This window comes from Kitasatospora sp. NPDC004669 (assembly GCF_040609455.1).
In the GTDB taxonomy this organism is placed as follows: domain Bacteria; phylum Actinomycetota; class Actinomycetes; order Streptomycetales; family Streptomycetaceae; genus Kitasatospora.
This window is the reverse complement of sequence record NZ_JBEXKB010000007.1, coordinates 107,506-129,459: the sequence shown is the minus strand read 5'-3', so window position 1 is coordinate 129,459 and position 21,954 is coordinate 107,506. Positions and strand designations below refer to the sequence as shown.

The 21,954-nt window shown below is 71.0% G+C and carries 19 protein-coding genes; 6 read left to right on the top strand and 13 right to left on the bottom strand.

Annotated elements, in window-relative coordinates; all coding sequences use genetic code 11:
* Positions 1–233 precede the first annotated feature (233 nt).
* The 3 genes from ABZW30_RS08680 (at position 234) to ABZW30_RS08670 (ending at position 4,577) form a co-directional block, all read left to right on the top strand.
* Positions 234–1,487: a site-specific integrase gene (locus ABZW30_RS08680; RefSeq protein ID WP_355670304.1), complete on the top strand. Its 1,254-nt coding sequence runs from the start codon at positions 234–236 to the stop codon at positions 1,485–1,487.
* Positions 1,488–1,679: 192 nt separating this feature from the next.
* Complete coding sequence (locus ABZW30_RS08675) at positions 1,680–2,513, top strand: glucose 1-dehydrogenase (protein WP_355670303.1); 834 nt, start codon at positions 1,680–1,682, stop codon at positions 2,511–2,513.
* A gap of 225 nt (positions 2,514–2,738) precedes the next feature.
* Complete coding sequence (locus tag ABZW30_RS08670) at positions 2,739–4,577, top strand: glycoside hydrolase family 15 protein (RefSeq protein WP_355670302.1); 1,839 nt, start codon at positions 2,739–2,741, stop codon at positions 4,575–4,577.
* A gap of 95 nt (positions 4,578–4,672) precedes the next feature.
* Here ABZW30_RS08670 and ABZW30_RS08665 read toward each other — a convergent pair whose 3' ends face one another.
* The 8 genes from ABZW30_RS08665 to ABZW30_RS08630 form a co-directional block, all read right to left on the bottom strand.
* On the bottom strand, positions 4,673–5,353 hold the full coding sequence (locus ABZW30_RS08665) for a methyltransferase domain-containing protein (protein WP_355670301.1): 681 nt from the start codon (positions 5,351–5,353) through the stop codon (positions 4,673–4,675).
* Entirely contained in the window at positions 5,350–5,850 is a 501-nt protein-coding gene (locus tag ABZW30_RS08660; protein WP_355670300.1) for a hypothetical protein, read from the bottom strand. Before ABZW30_RS08660 ends, ABZW30_RS08665 begins: the two co-directional genes overlap by 4 nt.
* Before the next feature lie 2 nt (positions 5,851–5,852).
* A complete protein-coding gene (locus tag ABZW30_RS08655; protein WP_355670299.1) occupies positions 5,853–7,136 on the bottom strand; it encodes a molybdopterin-dependent oxidoreductase in 1,284 nt (427 codons plus the stop codon).
* 483 nt (positions 7,137–7,619) lie between these two features.
* On the bottom strand, positions 7,620–8,135 hold the full coding sequence (locus ABZW30_RS08650) for a class I SAM-dependent methyltransferase (protein ID WP_355670298.1): 516 nt from the start codon (positions 8,133–8,135) through the stop codon (positions 7,620–7,622).
* Positions 8,136–8,426: 291 nt separating this feature from the next.
* Positions 8,427–9,533 carry a PP2C family protein-serine/threonine phosphatase gene (locus ABZW30_RS08645; protein ID WP_355670297.1) on the bottom strand — a complete coding sequence of 369 codons (1,107 nt, stop codon included), beginning with the start codon at positions 9,531–9,533 and terminating at the stop codon, positions 8,427–8,429.
* A 406-nt stretch (positions 9,534–9,939) separates the two neighbouring features.
* A complete protein-coding gene (locus tag ABZW30_RS08640) occupies positions 9,940–11,148 on the bottom strand; it encodes a PP2C family protein-serine/threonine phosphatase (protein ID WP_355670296.1) in 1,209 nt (402 codons plus the stop codon).
* Positions 11,149–11,617: 469 nt separating this feature from the next.
* Entirely contained in the window at positions 11,618–12,367 is a 750-nt protein-coding gene (locus tag ABZW30_RS08635) for a DUF4118 domain-containing protein (protein WP_355670295.1), read from the bottom strand.
* 755 nt (positions 12,368–13,122) lie between these two features.
* The gene (locus ABZW30_RS08630) at positions 13,123–14,670 is read right to left on the bottom strand and encodes a Na+/H+ antiporter (RefSeq protein ID WP_355670294.1); all 1,548 of its coding nucleotides are present in this window, start codon (positions 14,668–14,670) and stop codon (positions 13,123–13,125) included.
* 440 nt (positions 14,671–15,110) lie between these two features.
* On the opposite strand from ABZW30_RS08630, the gene ABZW30_RS08625 reads away from it, so the two are divergent.
* Entirely contained in the window at positions 15,111–15,263 is a 153-nt protein-coding gene (locus ABZW30_RS08625; protein ID WP_355670293.1) for a hypothetical protein, read from the top strand.
* A 296-nt stretch (positions 15,264–15,559) separates the two neighbouring features.
* Here ABZW30_RS08625 and ABZW30_RS08620 read toward each other — a convergent pair whose 3' ends face one another.
* The 5 genes from ABZW30_RS08620 to ABZW30_RS08600 are packed head-to-tail and all read right to left on the bottom strand — an operon-like array spanning position 15,560 to position 19,682.
* Positions 15,560–16,075 (bottom strand): Fur family transcriptional regulator, encoded by a 516-nt coding sequence (locus ABZW30_RS08620; protein ID WP_355670292.1) that lies wholly within the window; start codon positions 16,073–16,075, stop codon positions 15,560–15,562.
* 5 nt (positions 16,076–16,080) lie between these two features.
* Entirely contained in the window at positions 16,081–16,917 is an 837-nt protein-coding gene (locus tag ABZW30_RS08615) for a metal ABC transporter permease (RefSeq protein WP_355670291.1), read from the bottom strand.
* Positions 16,914–17,828 (bottom strand): metal ABC transporter permease, encoded by a 915-nt coding sequence (locus ABZW30_RS08610; RefSeq protein WP_355670290.1) that lies wholly within the window; start codon positions 17,826–17,828, stop codon positions 16,914–16,916. The genes ABZW30_RS08615 and ABZW30_RS08610 overlap by 4 nt, the downstream gene beginning before the upstream one ends.
* Entirely contained in the window at positions 17,812–18,714 is a 903-nt protein-coding gene (locus ABZW30_RS08605; RefSeq protein ID WP_355670289.1) for an ATP-binding cassette domain-containing protein, read from the bottom strand. Before ABZW30_RS08605 ends, ABZW30_RS08610 begins: the two co-directional genes overlap by 17 nt.
* The gene (locus ABZW30_RS08600; protein WP_355670288.1) at positions 18,711–19,682 is read right to left on the bottom strand and encodes a zinc ABC transporter substrate-binding protein; all 972 of its coding nucleotides are present in this window, start codon (positions 19,680–19,682) and stop codon (positions 18,711–18,713) included. The genes ABZW30_RS08605 and ABZW30_RS08600 overlap by 4 nt, the downstream gene beginning before the upstream one ends.
* 338 nt (positions 19,683–20,020) lie before the next feature.
* On the opposite strand from ABZW30_RS08600, the gene ABZW30_RS08595 reads away from it, so the two are divergent.
* Both ABZW30_RS08595 and ABZW30_RS08590 read left to right on the top strand, forming a co-directional pair.
* The gene (locus tag ABZW30_RS08595; RefSeq protein ID WP_355670287.1) at positions 20,021–21,058 is read left to right on the top strand and encodes a permease; all 1,038 of its coding nucleotides are present in this window, start codon (positions 20,021–20,023) and stop codon (positions 21,056–21,058) included.
* Positions 21,055–21,753: a TIGR03943 family protein gene (locus ABZW30_RS08590; protein ID WP_355670286.1), complete on the top strand. Its 699-nt coding sequence runs from the start codon at positions 21,055–21,057 to the stop codon at positions 21,751–21,753. Before ABZW30_RS08595 ends, ABZW30_RS08590 begins: the two co-directional genes overlap by 4 nt.
* Positions 21,754–21,954: the final 201 nt, after the last annotated feature.

The window sequence follows — 21,954 nt, the reverse complement described above, 5'->3', positions numbered from 1 at the left end:
CCGACCTGTGACCACTCCTTCGAGCAGCAACCCCGTGCGGGCAGAATCGGCGCGATCAAGCTGCCCTACCCACCGCACATGCTCCGCGATCACCTTCGCGGCGTGTCGCCAGCGCGTGTCCCGACCAGTCGATCTTGCCAGTGCTCCACGCCCCGCCCCGCACGCTCTGCCGGCACACCCGTCACTCCCGCAACTCTGGACACGCCATCACCACTTGGTTCGAGGAGGACTCCATGGCGCAGCGTCCCAAGCGGGGCAGGGTGTACCGCAGGTGCGGGTGCAAGGACGGCACCAGCGGGAAGCAGTTGGGTTCGTGGTGCCCGCGGCTGGCCGCCGACACTTCGCATGGTCGGTGGACGTACGCGGTGGACCTGGCGCCGGAGGACGGCAAGCGCCGGACTCGGCGGCGGGGCGGGTTCGCGAGCCGGGCGGAGGCGGCGAGGGAGACGGCGCGGGTGCTGGATGCCGAGTACCGGGGCGTGTACGAGGACCGGACGCTGCGGGTCGGCATGTTCCTTTACGAGTGGCTGGAGGCGAAGCGGCCGGCGCTGGCACCGAACACGATGGCGGGCTACCGGGCGTGCATCGAGCGTGACCTGGTCCCGGCGTTCGGCGGCATGCTGCTCATCGACCTGCGGCCCAAGCACATCGACGCCTGGGTCAGCGCGCAGCTCGCGTCAGGCCGCGGGAGCACCACCGTGCACCACGCGGTGGCGATGCTGCGCAACGCGCTGAACCACGCGGTGCGGACGTGGCGGCTGCGCTACAACCCGGCCAAGCACTCCGTACCCGCCAAGCCCCGCGCCGCCGTGCGCGTCTGCTGGACCCCCGATGAGGCTGCCACCTTCCTGCGCCACGGAGCCGAGCACTATGCCGACCGGCTCACCGACCTGTTCGAGGTCATGCTCGGCACCGGCATGCGCCGCGGCGAGATCCTCGCCCTGCACTGGTCCGACGTGCACCTCATGGACCGCAAGCTCTACGTCCGCTGGACCCTGACCGCCGTGAACAACGGGAAGATCCACCTCAGCGAGCCCAAGACCGAGGCCAGCCGCGCCTGGATCAGCCTCTCCCCCAGAGCCATGGCCGCCCTCCACCGCCAGGCCGCCCTCCAGATGGCCGCCCACCCCGACGGTCTGCTGGAAGGGCTGGTCTTCACCCGCCCGGACGGCGAACCGCTTCGCCCGCAGTGGGTCCTCGACCAGCTCCGCAAACGCACCGCCGAACTCGACCTCCCGAAGATCGGCCTGCACGACCTGCGCCACACCGCAGCCAGCATCATGATCGCCGCCGGCATCCCCCTCGCCGTCGCCTCCAAAACCCTGCGCCACTCCAACCTCGCCATCACCGTCGATCTCTACGGCCACCTCCTCAAGGACTCCGCCGACGATGCCGTCGTCGCCCTGGCCGCCGCGCTTGACCGCGCAGACGCCCTCCACGCAGACAACACCTCCACGGCCATCCCGAACACCTGCCTGGCCGCGTAGATCTGGCCACCAGGAACTCGAGCCTGCCGCGCCGGGCGGGTCTGTCCAGGCCGCTGCCCACGGGCCATACGGGCCATCACGTGCCGCCGTTCGATGGATGCGGCGGTCGGGTTCGATGCGGCCGGTCGTCCGGCTGGGACACCTTCCTTTCAGGGGTACTGGGGGATACACCTCTGCCCGAAGAGGAACCCGGTGTCGCGCGGGTTCCAACCGCGCACCCGTCGTTCACTTGTGCGATTACAGGAAGGGATGGTCGACGTGTCTGATCCCGTCGTCCTCATCACGGGCGCGCTCACCGGTATCGGCCGTGCCACCGCCTTGGCTTATGCCCGTCAGGGCGCGAACCTCGTGGTCTCCGGCCGCCACGAGGACGTGGGTGAGCAGTTCGCCAGGGAACTGTCCGACCTCGGCGCCCCGGTCGAGTTCGTGCGTGCCGACGTCCGCTTCGACGCCGAGGTGGAGGAGCTCGTCGACCGCGCGGTCGCGCGGTTCGGACGGCTCGACGTCGCCTTCAACAACGCCGGCACCGAGGGAACACCCAGCCCCGTCACCGAGGTGACCGACGAGCGCTACCAGGCCACCTTCGACACCAACGTCAAGGGAACGCTGCTGTGCCTGAAGCACGAGTTCCGGGTCATGAGGGAACAGGGCGGCGGCAGCATCGTCAACGTCAGCTCCACCTTCGGCCTGATGGGTTACCCCGGGGCGACGTTGTACGTCGGAAGCAAGCACGCCGTCGTCGGCATCACCAAGGCGGCCGCGCTCGAAGGCACCGCTCACGGCATCCGCGTCAACGCGGTCGCGCCCGGCTACACCCGGACCCCCATGTACGAGCGGTTCACCGGCGACGACACGGCGCGTGAGGCGGTCGATTCGGTCCTGCCCATGCACCGGCCGGGCACCCCGGAGGAGATCGCCCAGGCCGTCCAGTTCCTGGGGTCGGACAAGGCGAGCTATGTCACCGGGCACATCCTCCTGGTCGACGGCGGCCTGATGGCGGGCGGTCCCCTGTTCCCGAGCTCGTGAAGCCGCGAGGCCAGCCACGGCGTGCGTGCGGCCATCAAGGGCACGGAGGGCCGCCCTTGGCTCCTCCTACAGCCAAGGTATGACGCTGGGCGAATGCGCTGTGAACGGAGGCTTTGGGATCAATGCTCCTCAGGCATCTGAAGCGACCTGCGGCGCGGGCGAGCGATCCTCACGTCGTCCTCGCCGGACCGCCTCGCCTGGCCCGAGATGGACGGGATGCGACGAATGAGCGCGCGACCGATCGGTGACCACGCCCTGCTCTCCGACTGCCGTTCGGCCGCCCTGGTCACCTCCGACGGCTCAGTGGACTGGTTGTGCCTTCCCCGGTTCGACAGTCCGGCGATCTTCGCCCGCCTCCTCGACGAGAGCGCCGGCCACTGGTCCATCCGCCCCACCGGCCCTGCCGACATCAGCCGCCGTTACCTCGAAGACACTCTCGTCCTGGAGACGACCTTCCGCACGGCCGACGGCACGGCGGTGCTGCGCGACGCCCTCGCCCTGGGACGGCGCGAACGCGGCCACGCGCTCGGCACCGCCTCCCCGGGAGTGCTCCTGCGACAGATCACCTGCACCGAAGGACAGGTGACCATCGAGATCGCCTACGCGCCGCGCCCGGAGTTCGGACTGGTCCACCCGCTCCTCTCACCCCTTCGGGGCGGACTCGCCGCCCACGGGGGCGCCCACATCCTGCTCCTGTCGAGCCCCGTGGACTTACGGGTGAGCGGCTCCACGGCGCACGGTCGGATCCCGCTGCGGGCCGGGCAGCGCCTGGGATTCGCCCTGCACGTCGAGCCGGCCTGGGAGCGCGAGCCGATGCGCTGGCGTGCCGGGCGTATCCGACGCCGCCTCGGCGACACCACCAGCGGCTGGCGCTCGTGGTCGCGGCTCCACCGCGCGTATGCCGGCCCCTGGCAGGACGAGGTGAGCCACAGCGGACGGGTGCTGCGCGCCCTGACCTTCGCGCCGACCGGCGCCATCGTCGCGGCGGCCACCACCTCCCTGCCCGAGCGAGTGGGCGGAACACGCAACTGGGACTACCGGTACACCTGGGTCCGCGACGCGAGCTTCACCCTTCAGGCGCTGGCCACGGCCGCCTGCCACAAGGAGAAGGAGAAGTTCTTCGACTTCCTCGCCCGAGCCGCGGTGAATCAGCTCGACCGCGGCGTCGACCTGCAGATCATGTACGGCATCGGCGGGGAACGCGATCTGAGCGAGCGGCTCCTGCCCCACCTGACCGGCTGGCGCGACAGCAGCCCCGTTCGGAGCGGCAACGACGCGTGGCGCCAACGTCAACTCGACGTCTACGGCGAACTCCTCGACGCCGCGCACGAGACCCTCCCGCCCGGCGAGCGTCTGGACCCAGTCATCCGCACCCTCCTGGTCCAGGCGGCACAGACCGCCGCCCGGCGGTGGTCCCAACCGGATCAGGGCATCTGGGAGCGACGCGGGCCCAGCAGACACTTCCTGCACTCGAAACTGATGTGCTGGGTCGCCCTGGACCGTGCCATCGCCATGGCATCCACCCTCCAGGCCGAAACCCACGCACCCCACTGGCGGCACGAGCGCGACCGGATCCGCGAAGCCATCGAAGAGCGCGGCTGGAGTCCCCGCCTGGGCGCCTTCACCCAGGCATTCGGCAGTGCGGAACTCGACGCCTCGACGCTGATGCTGCCCATCGTCGGCTTCCTGCCGCCCGACGACCCCCGCGTCCGGTCCACCGTGCTGGCCATCGCCACGCACCTGACCGACCGCGGCGGCCTGGTCCGCCGCTACCTCAGCGACGAGCTGCCGGAAGACGAAGGCGCCTTCCTGCTGTGCACCTTCTGGCTCGCCCATGCCCTCGCCCTCACCGGCGACACCACCCGCGCACGGCACGTCTTCCAGACCGCCCTCGCGCGTGCCAACGACGTCGGGCTACTGGCCGAAGAGACCGACTCCACCACAGGGGAGGCCCTCGGTAACTTCCCCCAAGCCTTCAGCCACATCGGCCTGATCAACGCCGCCCGCGCCATCCGCGATGCCGAGGGGAAACCCCCGTACACACAGCCTCGATCGACCGGCTGACGGCCCTTGTCCCAACCGCCGGCGGTTGCCCTGACCGGATGAGACGGGCCCCATGGCACCGCCTGTCGAATCCTGTGCCGCGCCGTCAGCCGGCCTCAGCGCGGCTGACCCGAGGGTGGGCCCTGGCGGCCGAGGGCGAGGAAGCATCGGCGGCCGCTCTGCCACTGGTCGGTGACGCCGAGGGCCAAGTCCCGGGCAATCCTGCGGAGCGCCGGCGCTCCCAGCCGCGCCCAGGGAAACAACGGCCCCCTGTGGCCGTGGACGTTTTCGAACCAGGCGGTGCAGAGCTCCTCGATGTCATGCGGACCGACCTCGACGAGGAGTACACCCGTCGGGCTGACAAGCTGGACACATCGGCGCAGCAGGGCATGCGGGTCGCCGCCGATACCGATGTTGCCGTCGATGAGCAGGACGGTCTGCCAGTCGCCCTCGGCCGGTAGCCGGTCGAAGACCGATCGGCACAGTGCTCTGCCGCCGAGAGCGACGGTATGGGCCACCGCGAGGGGAGCCGCATCGACGCCGAGTGCGGGAAATCCGCGGCCCAGGAGCGCTCTGCAGAGCCGGCCCGGTCCGCAGCCGACGTCGAGAACGGGGCCGACACAGCGGTTGAGCACGGATTCGTCGGCCCCGGTGGGCTGCGCGTACCAGCGGTGCACCGGCATCCGGATCCGGCGCCCGTCCGTCAGCCGCAGGTACACCGGTCCGTGGCCGCTGCGCAGGACGTGCGCGTAGGGGTCTGCGCCGGCGTGGGACGGCGCTTCCTCGTCGGTCGTCACGGTGCGTCGTGACCTGGTGCGGGTCGTTCCTCGTCTACTCGGGCGGCCCGTCGGGCGCGGCGGAGCTTGAGCGCGAAGGCGATCGCTGCCGCGCCGAACAGCACGGCGGTGGTCGCCAGCCATCGGCGGAGGTAGACGTCTTCCGGCAGCCGCGTGTCGCCCTGGTAGGGGGTCGACAGGTTGAGGATCAGGGGAAACCACACGAGCAGCAGGACACCGGACAGGAAGGCGGGCACGCGCAGATAGTTGATCCACGGCACCGCGGGAGTACGTTCCGGGCGGTGGCGCAGCACGGACTGGGCCGAGAGGTCGGCGAGTGAGTACAGGGGCAGCAGGATCAGGTCGTGGCCGATGGCCGCGCCGACGAACCAGATCGCCACGCCGAGCGGGCGTTCGGCGAACAGGCGCACCAGGGCGTAGCCGGTGAGGGCGAACGAGGCGATCAGGACGAGGAGGTGCAGGGGTTCGGAGCCGTACCAGCGGATGAGGCGTGCCATGGTCAGGTCCTGAAGGTGAGTCGGTGCACCCATTTGGTGTTGTTCACGCCGGGGTTGGCCGGGACGATGATGCGGGCGGGGTAGCCGTGGTCGAGTGAGAGGTCCGCGCCGTTGACGTGCAGGGCGAGCAGTGATCGGGGGTCGTGGATCTGGTTGCCCCGCAGTACCACCGAGCTGTAGGGGCCGGGTGGTTGGACGGATTCCACCAGGACGCTTGCGGCGGCCGGCAGGCCCGCCAGGGCGGCCAGGTCGGTCAGCCGCAGGCCGCTCCAGTGCTGGTCGGGGGTGGACCATCCCTCGACGCAGGCGATCGGCAGTGCGGCGGCTTGCTGGGGCATCGCGAGGAGTTGCTCGCGGGTGAGGACGAGCGTCGGTCCGGGGCCGTGGACCTCCAGCCGCCAGTCCGGGCCGACGTGCGCCGGGTTGATGCCGACGGCTGCGGCCGTCTTGTTGATCTGGAAGCCGTTCGGGCCGCTGCCCGGTTCGCGGTTGTGCGGCGCGAGCAGGGCGGTGCCGCGCAGCCGGCCGCCGATGCTCTGTCCGGCGGTTACCACGAGAAGCAGCAGGGAGCCCGCCCCCACCATGCCCACCGCTCCGCGGCGGGTCATCGTCGGCGGCGCGGGGGCGGTCGGCACCAGGCCGTCGGGGTCGGGTGGCTCGGGCCGGGTGTGGGCGAGGTCGGTGCGCAGTTCGGCGGCCAGGCCGCGGGAGCGCAGGGCGCGGGTCATCCGGCCGAGTTTGAGGGATACGTGGACGACGAAGGCGGCGATGAACACCCAGGCGCCGTAGAAGTGCAGGGTGTAGAAGGAGCCGGGGAAGACGTAGTAGAGCTGGATGTTGAGGATGCCGGTGACGAATTCGAAGACCACCCCGCCCACCAGCGCCAGCAGCGACAACCGTTCCAGCGCGTGGGCGGCGCTGCGGCCCGGCGGCCACTCGAACAGCTTCGGGATCACCGACCACAGCTTGGCCAGCACCACCGGCACCAGGACCACGCCGAGCGTCACGTGCACGCCCTGGGTCAGCCGGTACAGCCAGTAGGGATGCGTGGGCCAGTCGAAGAGGTAGAAACCCAGCACGCCCTTGCCCGGGGTCTGGTCGTTGAGTACGCCGAGGCCGGGGTTGTAGGCGGCATAGGACAGGGCGCCGGTCACGAAGAGCAGTGGAATACCGATCAGCAGCACCAGGCCGAACACCGAGGTCAGCCAGGGCCCGCGGATCGGGCTGCGCCAGAAACCGGCCCGGAACGGCCCCGGAGGCGGAGGAATCTCCTCGACCCGCCGCACCAGGGCCCGGCCACGGGCGGCCCCCTTGGCAGCCCGAGCCGCCGCGGCAGCGCGAACGCGTTCGAGGCGCCCCCGCGCCCTCCGCTTCCCCGATCCCGGTCGCTGCGGCCCGCCGGAGCCCGGGGCCGACGGCCGTCCGCCACTGTCCATCGGCTGCCTCCGCTGTCCCCGGGCCGACTCTCAGACGGTGGATCGAACCCCGTCGTGCCGCCAGTGCCTGTCAAGTCGTCAGCTACAAACTGGCACAGACCGAGTCAGCTTTCCGCCGCTGGCGTGCATGCGAGTGTCCGTCGCCAGCCAAACGGTCGAACCGGCGCTCCGCACGGGTCGACTGATCCCCGCACGGTGGCCTCAAGTGAGAGCCACCTTGACTGGGGGAGTGACACGCCCGCGTTCGGAGGAATGTCGTCGACTGCTCCACTTGGCCGCAACACGCTACGGTCCTTTGACGTCCTGGTGCGGTCGTTCCCGCGGGGCTGTCGGCTACGGACTGCTGATGGGGCTGCGGGTGGCCCATACCTCCACGAACATGCCCCGGTCGATGTGGTCGACTTCGAACCCAGCGTCGGCGACTGCGTCAGCGAACGCCTCGGCGTCCCACACCGTGTACCAGCGTCGTCCGTCGGGCTCATCGAGCCAGCCGGTGTGGCCGACGGACCTGACGCACGCGTACAGCTTGCCGCCGGGGCGCAGTAGCCTGGCGAACTGGCCGAGCACGTCCACGGTCTCCGACTCGCGAAGGTGCACGAGCGATGCGCAGGCCCAGATCCCGTCGACTGTTCCAGCAGGGAATTGAGATCCGATGTCGCGCAGGTCGCACTGTGAGGTGGGTGCGTGGGCGTTGGCCATGGCGACGAACACCGGGTTGAGGTCGACACCTCGGACGCTGTGACCATGGGCGGCGAATCGCGCGAGGTCGCGGCCGGGGCCGCAACCGGCGTCCAGGATCAGCGAGGGAGTCGGCAGCGAGTTGGCGAACCGCCCGACCTGGTCAGCCATTTTGGGGGCGTGGGTAACCGCATAGTCGTCGGCGCGGTCGCTGTAGACCGCGACGGATGCAACAGCTGAGTCGAACAGTGGATCCCCACTGCGGGTCATGTCGGGTGAAATCACTCGCAAGGGGTGGCTCTCGTTTCGTTGTCGATCATGGATCTACCTCAGTGTCCACCACCTCTACAGACGCTCTCATTCACGTTGCCCGACTGACTCTCGTTCCCCCTGTCGAAAACACCCTGGTAGTCGCACCGAGGGCCGAGTGCGTCGATGGCTCACGATCGGCAGTGCGGCGGTTCACTGCTCTCGGCGGACGGCGAGCAGGGCCGCGTCATCGGTCAGGCCACAACCGACGTAGGCCCGCACGTCCAGGAGGAGATCGTCCAGCAGGGAGTCCGGCTCCCCGTGCGGCATCGCCGCCAGGCGCTGGGCGAGCGGATAGAACCGGTCGGCCGCGTCCCGGGCCTCGGCCACGCCATCCGTATAGAGCAACAGGAGGTCGCCGCGTTCGAAGATGAGCGACCGGGCGTGATAGGTCCCGCCGACCAGGTCGAGCAGGGCCAGCGGCGGTGCGTCGACGGGCGGCTCCACCGCGCTGACCTCACCGGCGTGGCACAGCAACGGTGGCGGGTGCCCGCAGTTGACCACGACCGCCGGTCCCGGCGCATCGGGGACACCGACCAGCACCGCCGTGACGAACTCCTCGCTCGCCGGCCGACGGGCTAGCGCCGAGTCCAGCCGCCTGGCCACCTCCGCCAGATCCGGCTCGGCCCGGGCAGCCTCACGAAACACCCCGAGCACGTCGGCAGCGGTCTCCACCGCGCCCAGACCCTTGCCGCACACGTCACCCAGCAACAGCCGCACCCCGTACGGGGTCCGCATCACCTCGTACAGATCCCCGCCGATCCGCGCCTCGGCCTCCGCCGCCACATAGCGCACCGCGACCACCAGCGGTCCCACCCGCCGGGGCACCAGGCGTAGCAGCGCCCGCTGCGCCGCCTCAGCGACCGTGCGTACCCTGGCCAGCTCGCGCTCCTGGGTCGCCACCACGATGACATTGGCGCAGCTGAAGAAGGTGACCGCGATCACCGTGGCCGCGGCGGTCACGTGGACGACCAGAGGAACTTCGCTGTCGTAAAGTGCCAGACCGGCAACGATGACACTGGCGACCGTCCCGGCCGCCAGCGGGATCGCGGCCCGGCGAGTACCCGCGCCTGCCACCACCGGCAAAGCGGCCAGGATCGGGGAGAGCGTGACATCGGGCCCCGTCGCGACATCGGCCAGCACGGCCATCGTGACCAACGCGTAGCCGACGAAAGTGAGCCTGCGCGACCACTCGGGCAGGACCGGTGGCGAACGCCATGCTCCCTCGTTCAAGACAGCAGACACCGCACTGCCCTCCATAGTCGAGCTCTCCCTCTCTCCAGGGTCAATCGCTGCGGGCTCCCCCGCGACAGCGTTCCCGAGGGGGCCGCCGCGCGCCTGACATCGGTGACGCCGCCGAGCTGAAGTCAGCGCCTACGCCACAGCCCAGCGCCCCGGCGACCGGATGCGCGGCCGAGGAACGCGGCGGTGCCTGCGCGACTGCGGACCGTCACCGACACTCGCGCGTGCGACCAGCCCGTCAGAGCCGCCACCACGACACCGTCGACGACGAAGGAGCAATAGGCGACGGCGCCTGCGACCTGCACGGTAAGCCTGAGCAGCGAGAAGATGCCGCCGACCATCCCCCAATGAGCCCCCACGTTCGTCCTCGGCCTCATCGAGGACGGCGCCACCCCGAACAACGCCATCTCGGCGCAGCACCGCGTCACCGGTTCTGTGGGCGCCATTCGAAGATCAGGATGGTCGCGTCGGCCCGTAGGTGGTTGCACTGGTGGTCGAGGATGGCGTGGATGAGCAGCCGCAGCACCTCGGCCGGGCGCTCGCCGGCGGAGGAGGAGCGGATGATGAAGTCGGTGAACCGGTCGAGGCCGAACTGCGCACCGTCCGCGTCGCGTGCCTCCACGGCGCCGTCGGTGTAGAGCAGGACGCGGTCGCCCGGCTCCAGTGTGGTCTCGTGGACCTGCCGGGCTGTCGGGGCGAGTTGGCCGGCCAGGCCGATCGGGGGCTGCGGGGGGCTGTCCAGCGCCCCTTCGAGCACCCGCTCGGCACGGATCAGCAGCGGCGGTGGGTGACCGCAGTTGACCCAGTGCAGCACCCCGGTCTCCGCGTCGAGCCGGCACAGCACGCCGGTGCAGAAGTGGTCGGGCTGCCAGCGGGCGAGCGCCTGGTCGACGGAGCCGACGACGTCGGCCAGGTCTCCACCGCCGCGGCGGGCGTTGCGCGCCGCCGCCATGGCGACCGACGTGGTCAGGCCTGCGGTCAGATCGTGACCCATGGAGTCGAGGATCACGGTGTGCAGCACGTTCTTGATCACCGAGTGGTCGAAGGCGTCGCCGGCGATGTCGTACGCCGGTTCCAGGACCGCGGTCGAGAGGCACCTCCTGCTGCCGACGGTGTGGGGTGGCAGGAAGGCCCGCAGCATCTCGGCGGGCAGCCCCACGCCGGTGGTTCGGGCGCGGGCGGCGAGCCAGTCGCTGTAGGTGCGCTTGGAGGTGATCAGCATGGCGAACAGGTGGGCCAGCATCCGGCTGCGGCGCATCCGCACCCCGTCGAGCGCGGCGGTCCGCACCGCCAGCACGCCCAGCCGCTCCGCACCGTCGACCAGCGGCATCCAGACGATCACGCCGTCGCCGTCGCCGGCCACCCGCGGGGAGACCGTGCGGTACGCCCAACCGGCCGTGGAACCGTCCACCGCCAGCGGCTCCCCAGACTCGTCGAGTGGGATGAGCAGCCGTTGCTGCAGGTCCGCGAGGTAGATCAGCGCAGTGTCCAGGCCGAGGGCAGCGGCGCACCGGTTCGCCAGCGCGGGCAGCTCGAACGGCAGCGCTATCTGCGCCTCGACGATCAGCCCTTCCAGCCGATGCTCGTCGACAACGGCGTCGGGACCGGCGGACGCGAGCGGTGGATCCGACACGGGGGGTCACCCCTTCCACGCCCAGTCTCACACCGATCCCGACCGCTCTCACGCCAGGCACGACGGCGCCGGGTGCGGCCGCCGCGAGATGGGCGCCGCTGGCAGCGGTGCCGGCGACTCGTCGGCCCGCGGCAGCCGCCCCACCGGTGATACTGCCGCGACGCCGCACGCGAGGGCGACGTCGCTACACCGAACCGACCGACTCGGCGGAGTCTTCGACGAGCACCATCATGCAGCCTGAGCAGGGCGGATGACGCTTTCGGCAAGGGCAAGGCGGACGCACACCGCATAAGGTGGCACCGCCACGGCCGTCCCGAGCGCCAGTTTGGCCGCGTAGCTCTGGCCCGTCAGGAACGGCTTCGGGCGCCTCCGCCTTCTCCTCGACGAACACGGCATCGTCGACGCCGCCCACCGCTTCCAGCGCAACCTCGGCCGCGAGGAGGCGGCTCTGGGCGGCCGGGTGGGAGGATCACGCCGCCTTCACGGGCCTGGTGGACGACTCCAGTGCGGTTGCGGCCTGGTCGGCCAGGGTCACTGCGACGAGCAGGGCCTGCCGGCTGGGCCAGCTGCCGGGCACGGCGTCGAGCATGAACCGCCCTATGTACCTGCCGTTGCCGAACACCCTCAGTTCCACTTCTTCCGGCGGCATCCCCAGCTCGTCGGTCGCCCAGGTCTTGCGGCCGACGACGATCGAGCCGTCGGGCTCCAGGCGCGGCGGGCGGCCGAGCAGGGAGCCGTGCTCGAACCGGCAGCTCCGCAACCCGAGCAGATCGACCAGCTCGGCCCGCACGTGGTCCACCACGGCAGGTGCCGGCTTCGACCGCGCCATGACCGCGGCCTCGTGGATCCGGGCCAGGTAGCCGGCATCGGTGACCGCCACGACCTCGAAATGCCGGGCGCGCGCCGCCAGTTGCGAGACCGCCAACCCGACGGCCAGCAGCAGCAATGCCGTGGTGATGTCGGAGGAGTTGCTGATGGTGAACCGCTCGAAGGGCCGGGTGAAGAAGAAGTCGAACCACGCGGCGGCGCTCAACGCGGCGACAGCCCCTGCCATCCGGTGTCCCACGGCCGCCACCGCGACCACCGCGACGACCAGCAGCAGGGCGACGTTGGTGTTGGCCAGATGCCCGCGCAGCGGCAGCAACAACGCACTGACTGCGAGCGGGACCACCGCAGCCACCAGCAGGGAGACCGGCCCCCTCATCACGTAACGGCGCATCTCACACCTCCATGTTCCGGTGTAGCAGCACGCGGACTGGATGCAAGCCGGTTAGCAGCGCGTTAACGCGTTCCTTGCGCGACACCACAACGCGGCCCGTTTGCCTCTGACCGGTGACGAGTGCAAGCCGTGGGCCCAGTGCCGTCGCTGATCGGAGGAGGCTCGACGCGGACCGTCCACGGAGGGGGCGGTGCCGCCACTGGGTGTCTCCTCGACAGCTGGCAACCCATTGATCGTCTCCACGAAGCCCCGCGTGCCAAAACCGCCGCGAGGCGCCGCCGCCCGGCCCTGGACGTCGGATCCCTCAGATACACGGCGTCCCGTTTCCTCACCTGGAATCGTCACCGAGGGCGGCACGTTCGCGGGAAAACCGTCAGGCCCCCGAGCTGCCGCCGGTTGGCACGGCCAACCGGTGCGGAGGTCTGCGCGCACGGCCAGTCCTGGAACGGCCCGGCCGGGCGGATCCGGTCGCTCGCCGCGCCGTGCGGATAATCCTTCCGTGATCTCTGGGATGGTCCGCTGCAGCCGGTGGTGGTTCGCGCTTCGAGCGTTCGTCGTCTTCCTCGTGGGCGGCGTGCTTGGCCACTGCGCCTACGCGGCGGTGGCACATCGTCCCGGGGGTGGGGTGCCGTGGGGTGGGATGCTGTTCGGAGCGTCCCTGTGCGCGGCACTCAGCGCGCTGTCCCCGGGGCGACGCCGTCGCTGAGCCTCCTTTATGGGCAGCCGCCGATCGGCCTCCCAGTGCCCGGCAAAGCTCACGGGGTGCCGAGGGCGGCCTCCTCGCGGTCGAGGTCGTGCTGGAGGCGGCGGCGGGTGGTGTCGCTGATGCGGTGTTCGTCGTACAGGCGGTGGAGTTCGGTGCTCTGGACGGCGATGACCTCGTGGCGCAACTGGCGGTAGGCGGCGTCGGCGGTGGTGCCGTCGGGGGTTTCGGGTGTGCGGTCGAGGCGGGCGTTCAGGCCCCTTCTTACCCGGTCGATGGCGGTGTCGGGCATGGCCTCCAGGGTGGCCAGGTGGTCGACGTGGTCGAGGGCGGCGTGGTTGAGGGCATCGCGGGCATCGTCCTCCTCGCGGGCGGTGTGCTCGGGTTCGAGGGCGAGGCCGGAGCGGTTGACCACGGCCGCGAGGGTCAGGCCCTGAACGACCAGGGTGAAGACGACGACGGAGGTAGTGAGCACCAGGACCAGCGGGCGTCCGGTGAGCTTGGTGCCGTCGTCGGTGACCAGCGGGATGGACAGGGCAGCGGCCAGCGGCATGACGCCGCGGGTGCCGGCCCAGGTGACCACCCCGGCCACCCGCCAGGACAACCGTCCCTGCGTGGGCTTGACAGCGCGGGTCAACGGCAGCGTGGACAGCACCCGCACCGCGATCAGCACGGTGGCCAGCGCGAGCGCCTGCAGTGGCCAGAGCCCGGTGCCGGCGGGAAGGTCCCGGACCAGGGTGGGCAGCTCCAGGCCGACGATGGAGAAGACGACGCTCTCCAGCAGGAATACGACCACGGCGTAGACGGCGTGCAGCTGCAGGCGGATGTGGGCGTCGGTGAGGCGGTGGCCGGAGCGGCCGAGCAGGACTCCTGCGACCACGACCGAGGTGACGCCGGAGGTGTGTACGGACTCGGCCAGGACGTAGGCCGCGTACGGGGTGACCAGGGCGATCACGGTCTCCAGGACCGGGTCGGTGGTGCGGCGGCGCACCAGCCACACCAGGCCCGCGACGGCCGCGCCCACCAGGCTGCCGCCGCCTCCGAGCAGCAGGAACTCCCCGCCCGCCGCCGGCAGGCTCACCGAGGCGCCGACCGCCACGGCGATGCCGACTGCCACCTTGAACAGCACCAGCGAGGTGGCGTCGTTGAACAGACTCTCCGCCTGCACCAGCACCTGCACGCGTCCGGGCAGGGCAAGGCGGCGGCCGAGCGCGGTGACGGCCACCGGGTCGGTGCTGGAAAGCACGGCGCCGAGGACGAAGGCCATCGCGGGTGGCAGACCGGCGACGGCGACGGCCGTGAAGCCGACGGCGGCGGCGGAAGCGAAGACGAGGCCGAAGGAGAGGATCGTCACCGGACGCCACACCGTGCGCAGGTCGCGCAGCGACAGCTCCTCGGCCGAGGCGTACAGCAGCGGCGGCAGGACGACCATGGCGATGGCCTGCGGGGGGACGTGCAGGGCGGGGACGCCGGGTATCAGTGCCACCCCGACGCCGGCCAGGACCAGCAGCGAGGGCGCGGGCACGCGCAGACGCCGGGCGAAGGTGGCCACGGTCGTGGCCAGAACCACCAGGACGAGAACGATCCCTACAACGCGCATCGGCGGGTAAGACCTCATCACGACGAACGGGGTCACCGCCGCCGATCGCTGCAGTCGTCCCCCGAGCCGACCAGGCTTCCCGGCACACCTACGGTCATCTTATCGGGACATTAGCGGGGGGCGGCAGGGCGTATTCGCCTGCCACCGGGAGCGCAACCGGTGCGAGCAGGGCGCAACCGCCTCAGCCGTCCGGGCAAGCGACTACGTGCTGTGGTCCTCTGGTCACGGATCATGGAGCACTCGTCGGCGCTGGCGTCCGTCCGGCAGGACCGAGGCCACGGCCACTTTTGTGCAGGCGCCGGTCGTCGCCACCGGGCGCGAGGATGACCATGAGAGACGTAGAGGTTTGCTTCCCGTGAGTCTGTTCCGCGCAGGGCTCTGTCGCGGGCGGGGCGATCGAGCCGTACCGCCTTCCTGCCGGGCGGCTGGGAAGGACGGCGATGGTGTCGCGCGGCCGGTTGCGGGTGTACCTCGGGGCCACGTTGCGGAGGTACCTCGGGGCCACGCCTGGGGTCGGCAAGACGAACGACATGCTCGCCGAGGGCCAGCGGCGTGCCTCGCGGGGCACGGACGTGGTGATCGCATTCGTGTAGGACTGCGGCCGGCCACTGACGCGCCGGATGGCCGAGGGGCTGGAGACCGTACCCCACCGGACGATGTCGTACCGGGGCTGCAGCGGCGCCAGGCTGGACGTCAACGGCAACGCGGGCCTCTACGGCGGGCTCGACGTGAACGGAGCCGTGCTGGCCGCATCCCCGTCCTCGACACTCCGCCGCTGGAGAAGGACCTGCCGTTCAAGATCTACCACAACGAATGGCCTATCGTCGCCGACTCGTACAGCAACGCGACCGGCAGCGCGACCCGGGTAGCTCCGTCCCGGTCCGGGAGTTCAGCTGTCGGCGCGCGCCGCAGTGCAACCGGTGCAGATCCCGGCGAGCTCCACGGTGTGCTGGACGTCCGCGAAGCCGGAGGTGCGGGCGATCTGGTCGGCCCAGGTCTCGACCGGGCCGGCGTCCACCGGGATGCTGATCCCGCACTGGCGGCAGAGCAGGTAGTGGCGGTGGTCGTCGTCGGGGCGGTAGCGGAAGAGCCGCTCGCCGTTGGCGTCGCGGACCACGTCGGCGCGGCCGGCTGCGGCGAGTGCGGTGAGGGTGCGGTAGACGGTGCTCAGACCCACGCGCGTGCCGGCCGCGAGCAGCCCGGTGTGGAGCAGCTGGGCGCTGATGAACTCCTGGCAGTGGGCCAGGGCTTGCAGGATTTCGGTGCGCTGCGGCGTCGGCCGCCCGATCAGTCCGGCCTCACCTGGTGAGGCCGGTGGCCGAGCGGCGTTGGCTGCCCTGCGGTCGAACGCCGCCGTGAGGGCGGAGACCCGTGTGTCGTTCGTGCTGTTCCCCCGTTGCGACATGGTGGTCAGGCCGCTGCCGGGAGAGTCGTGCGACGGGGCCGGATGAGGAAGGTGGCGGTGTAGACGGCGCTGGCGGTGGCCATGATCGCGAAGCTGGGCGGCAGTTCGGGTGCGGCGGCGCTGAGCAGCAGGCCGCCCCACATCTCCGCCACCGCGAGCCCAGCGGAGAGGCCGAGCGCGCGGAACGGGCGGCCGGTCAGGCGGATCGCCGCGCCCGCCGGTGCCGCGAGCAGTCCCAGCAGGAGCAGCGAGCCGACGGCCTGGGTGGCCTCGCCGGCGGTCGCGCCGACCAGGGCGAGGAAGGCGAAGCCGAGCAGCCGTACCGGCACGCCTCGGGCGGCGGCCACGGCCTCGTCCAGGGTGGTGAACAGCAGTGGCCGGGCGATGAGGAGGACGAGCACGCACACCGCGCCGGCGATGGCGACCGCGACGGTGGTCTGGTTGCCGTGCAGGCCGAAGATCGAGCCGAACAGCACGCTCGTTCCGGCGCCACCCTGGGCGCCGCTGCGGGAGGTGGTGTAGATGGTGAGGAAGAACGCGCCCAGGCCCAGGATCCAGGCGAAGACGCTGCCGATCACCACGTCGTCCGCCCGCCCGCGGCGGCCGAGCCCGCCGATCAGCAGGCCGACGCCTATGGTCGCGGCGAACAGGCCGAGCCGCAGGTCCCAGCCGCCGGCCAGGGCCGCCATCGCGCCGGTGAACGCGACGTGGCTGAGCGCGTCCCCGGTGAAGATCTGGGCCCGCAGCACCAGGAAGTAGCCCACCAGGCCGCAGGCCAGCGCGATGAACGTCCCGGCCAGCAGGGCGTGTTGGAAGAACGCCTGGGTGATCACCGAGCTCATGCCACACCTTCGATCGCGAGCGGTGTGCGCGTGCGGCCGGCGGCCTCACGGGCGAAGCGGACCAGGTGCGCGAGGACGAATCCGGCGAAGGCGAAGCCGGTGACGAAGAAGCCCAGCGGATACGGCTGGTAGTAGGCCGTGATCAGCCCAGCCCAGCACGCCGTCAGGCCGAGTACCACCGACAGCAGAAGGCTCAGCCCGGGCCGGGCCGTGAGCTGTTGCGCGGTCGCGGGCGGGATCACCATCAGCGCGAACACCAGCAGAGTGCCGGTGATCTGGCTGGCCTCGGCCGTCGCTGCGCCCAGCAGCACCAGGAACAGCGCACCCAGCGCCCGTACCGGAACGCCGCGCCCGGCGGCCACCTCCGGGTCGACGGAGGCGAACAGCAGCGGGCGCCCGATCACCGCCAGCACGGCCAGCAGCACCGCGCCGATCACCGCGAGGGTCACCACCTGTCCGGTGGTGATGCCCAGGAAGTCGCCGAACAGCAGCGCCGTCGGCCCCTCCAACAGGCCCTTGTACAGGCTGATGAAGAGGTAGCCGCAGGCCAGCGCGAACGCCTGGACCGTCCCCGTGACCGCGGACTCCTCCGCCCCGCCCTCCCGGCCCCCGCGCCGCAGCGCCGCTATCACCAGCGCGGCGGCGACGCAGAACCCGAAGTAGCCGAGCGTGGTGGAGAATCCGAGCAGGATCGCCAGGGACGCGCCCGGGAAGGCCGCCACCGACAGCGTGTGCCCGGCGAAGGCCTGCCGCCGCAGCACCATGAACCAGCCCACCACCGCGCACACCACGGCAACGATCAGACCAGCCCGGAACGCGTTCACCATGTACAGGTACGACCACATGTCCTGGAAGTCCGCGACCAGGTTCCAGGAGAACACTGGTGATGACGCGTCAGATGCCAGCAGCATCCCCGCCGCCTCCCTTGCCGTGCCGGTCGGAGTGGACGGCCGGGGCCTCCGGCTGCCCGACCACCACCAGCCGCCCATTCGAGGTGCGCAGCACCTCGACGGGCGTACGGTAGAGGCGGGTCAGCGTCTCGGAGGTGATCACCTCGGCCGGGGTGCCGGAGACGGCGCCGCCTTCGGCGATGTAGACCACCCGGTCCAGGTGATGGAGTATCGGGTTCACGTCGTGGGCGACCATCACCACCGACACGCCCTCCTGGTGGCAGATCCGCCCGAGCAGCGCGGCGATGGCGCCCTGGTTGGGCAGGTCCAGGCTGTCCAACGGTTCGTCCAGCAGCAGCACTTGGGGACGGCGTATCAGCGCCTGGGCGATCAGCAGTCGCTGCTGCTCGCCGCCCGAGCACTGTCCGATCGGCCGGTGCGCGTACGCCGAAGCACCGACCAGCTCCACGGCCTCCTCCACGCGTTCACGCGCCGCCCGGCGCTTCGCCCGGCCCAGGCCCGGGACGGGGACCCCCCACCGATCCCCGTCCAGGCCCAGCCGCACCACATCCACCCCACGGATGCGCACGCTCGCATCGAAGTTGCGGCGTTGCGGCAGGTAGCCGACCGCCGAGTTGCGCTCGCCGGGCGCGCCGCCGAGGACACGGACTTCACCGGCCGCCGCCGGGAGGACCCCCAGCAGGATCTTGACGAGGGTGGACTTGCCGACTCCGTTGGGGCCGAGGACGGCGGTGAACTCCCCGGCCCCGACGGTCAGATCGACACCCGACCACAAGGTCCGGCCGCCCACGCGCACGGCCGCGCCGCGCAGTGCCAGCACCGGCTCCCCACCGGGCGCGGTGCGCTCCATGTCCGTACGGACCTGTTCGATCGGGTGGATGCTCACTCGCCCGTCGCCTGCTTCAGCGCGTCGGCGATGCCCTGGAGCTCCTGGGTCTGCCAGTCCTGGAAGGTGGCGCCCGCGGGGGCGAGGGTCTCGGTGACCTGGGCGACCGGGATGCCCTGGGCCTTCGCGGCGTTGACCTGGGCCACGACATCGGGGTTGGAGTTCTGGGTGTTGTAGACGTAGATCTTGATCTGCTTGCCGGAGATCTGCTGGTCGATGGCGGCCTTGTCGGCGGCGGTCGGGTCGGTGCCCTCGCTCTCCGCGTCCAGGAACGTCTCGGGCGTCAGCATCTTCAGGCCGACGCTCTCGGCGAGCGGCGTGACGATCGACTCGGAGGCGCCGATCGGGGTGCCCGCGTACTTCGTCTTGATGTCGGCTTCGAGCTGGCTGTACTTGGCCAGGGTCTGGGTGGCGAAGGTCTGCTTCTGCTGGTCGAAGTAGGCCGCGTCGGCCGGGTCTATCTTCTTGTAGTCGGCGGTGATCCGGTCGATCACCTTGGTGACGCTCTCCGCCGAGTACCACTGGTGCGGGTTGTCGCCCTCCTTCTTGCCCAGCAGGTCGCCGACCTTCAGCGCGGTGCGGCCGGAAGCGGGGTTCGCCGACAGTAGCTTGTCCGACCAGGCGTCGTACCCGATCCCGTTGGTGATCGCGTAGTCCGCGCCCGCGACCGTGCGGCCGTCGGCGGCGGTCGGCTCGTAGGAGTGCGGGTCGGTGTCCGGGTTGGTGATGACGCTCGTCACCTTCACGTGGTCACCGCCGAGTTGGGTGGCGATGCTGCCCCAGAAGTTCTCCGCCGCCACTACCTGGATCACCTTCGAGCCCCCGCCACTGCTCGAACCACCGGAGGCGCTCTTCGCCGACGAGCTGGTCGAGCACGCGCTGGTGGCGGCGAGGGCGGCGACGGTGGCAGCGCCGAGGACGACTCTGAGGGGGCGGCGACGGGCCTTGCTGAACAGGGCGGCACGCATGGCGGCTTACTCCTTCGAACCCGCTGGCCCGGCCCGAACGGCAGGGTCCAGCTCCGGTGGACACCCGCCACGCTAGCTGGAAACGGTTTTCAAAACCAAGAGCAACTGAGGCCCGAAATGGAAACCATTACCAATCTTTAACCGTCCCCGGCCAGTCGTCGGAGGGCCGACACGAGGGACAGGACGGCACCAGGGTCCGTCCCGCCGGTCCCCGGCCAGGCGTCATCCGCACACTCGTCGCCGCTGCCGCTGCCTGCGATCCGCACGTCCGGCCGACCCGTTAGGCTTCGCGCCGAATCCCCCTGGTCGGCAGGGGCGCATGTGAAGGTCGGTGAACCGTGCTCGACGAGACAGCCCCCCGGACCCGGCCGTCGCGCCGGCCGCACCCCTCCGACGTGCTGCGTCTGGTGCTGCGGATCGTCCTGGCGCTGGCCTTCGGTGCCTTCGCGCTCACGGTCGTCGGTACGGCGGGGCTGCTGGCCGCACCCGCCGTGCTGAGCAGGCTGGAGCAGCCTGCGCTCCAGGCATGGGGCACGGTGCTGGCGGCGGTGGTGATCCAGGGCCTGCCGTTCCTGCTGCTGGGCACGGTGGTCTCGGCGGCGATCGGCGCCCTGGTGCCGGACCGGGTCCTCAGCCGGGTACTGCCCCGCAACCCGGTTCTCGCGGTGCCGGTCGCGGGGGCCGCCGGGGCCGTGCTGCCAGGCTGCGAGTGCGCGTCGGTGCCGGTTGCCGGGAGCCTGATCCGGCGCGGAGTCGCCCCGGCGGCCGCGCTGGCCTTCCTGTTGTCGGCTCCCGCCGTCAACCCGGTCGTCCTGGTGGCGACCTCGATCGCCTTCCCCGGCCACCCGGAACTGGTGCTCGCCAGGCTGCTCGCCTCGCTCACCACCTCCGTGATCATGGGCTGGCTGTGGCTGCGGCTGGGACGCACCGACTGGCTGCGACTGCGCGAGCGGCCACCGAGCGTAGAAGGCCACGGCCGGTGGACAGCCTTCACCAGGGCGCTGCAGCATGACTTCCTGCACGCGGGCGGCTTCCTCGTTCTTGGTGCCGCCGCCGCTGCGACGTTCAACATCGCCGTGCCGCCGTCCGCCCTGGAGACCTTTGCCGCCTCTCCCTGGCTGGCCGTGCCGCTGCTCGGCGTGCTGGCGGTGGTGCTGTCGATCTGCTCCGAGGCCGATGCCTTCGTCGCCGCCTCGCTGTCCGGCTTCTCCCCCACCGCCCGCCTGGCGTTCATGGTCGTGGGACCGATGGTCGACCTCAAGCTCATCGCGCTCCAGGCCGGAACCTTCGGCCGTGCCTTCGCCGTCCGGTTCTCCGCCGCCACCTTCGCCACCGCCATCCTGGTCAGCGCCCTGGTCGGGGGGTGGCTGCTGTGAAGCGCCTGGGGCCCAGCGTCCTGCTCCTGCTCACCGGCTCGGCGCTGCTTCGCGTCAGCCTGTTCAGCACGCTCTACCTGCGCTACGTCAAGGAGGGCCTGCGGCCGGCGCTGATCGCCACCGGAGCGATACTGGTTCTGCTCGCCCTGGTGGCGGCCGTACGGGAACTCCGGCAGCCCGGCGAGCCGGACGAGCACCACGAGGGCCATGCGCACGCCGGACCCAGCACCGCCTGGCTGCTGGCGTTCCCGGCGGTGATGCTGCTGCTATTCGCCCCGCCCGCGCTCGGCTCGTACACCGTGGCCCGCGACGGCTCGGGGGCCATCGCCAAGCGCACCGGCTTCCCACCGCTACCCGCGGGGAATCCGGTCGCGCTGTCGCTGGGCGACTTCTCCAGCCGCGCGGTCTGGGACGGCACCCAATCCCTCAAGGACCGCACGGTCCGGCTCACCGGCTTCGTCGCACCAGCCGACGCCGGGAGCTGGCGGCTCAGCCGGATCATCGTCAGCTGCTGCGCCGCCGACGCCCGGGTACTGAAGGTCGAGATCCACGGCGTCCCCGCACCGGCCGCCGACTCATGGGTGACCGTCACCGGCACCTGGCGACCCGGCACCGGAACCCCCGCCCTGGACGCCACCGCGATGACACCCATCGCCCGGCCCGACCATCCTTACCGGGACACTCCACAGCCCTGAACTCCGCGGTCGGGACCGGGCGGTGCCGGCTGCGCAGAGTCCGCTCGCTGTGCCCCACACAGCGTGCGCAGCCGGCCCGGGGCCGGACACGGACGAGTTCGCGAGCATTCAGGCCGCCGGCACCGAAACCCCCGGTTCCGCGCGGCCCTCCGAACCCTCGCCCGGCCCCGGCTTCCCAGCCAACCAGAGACATCGGCCCGA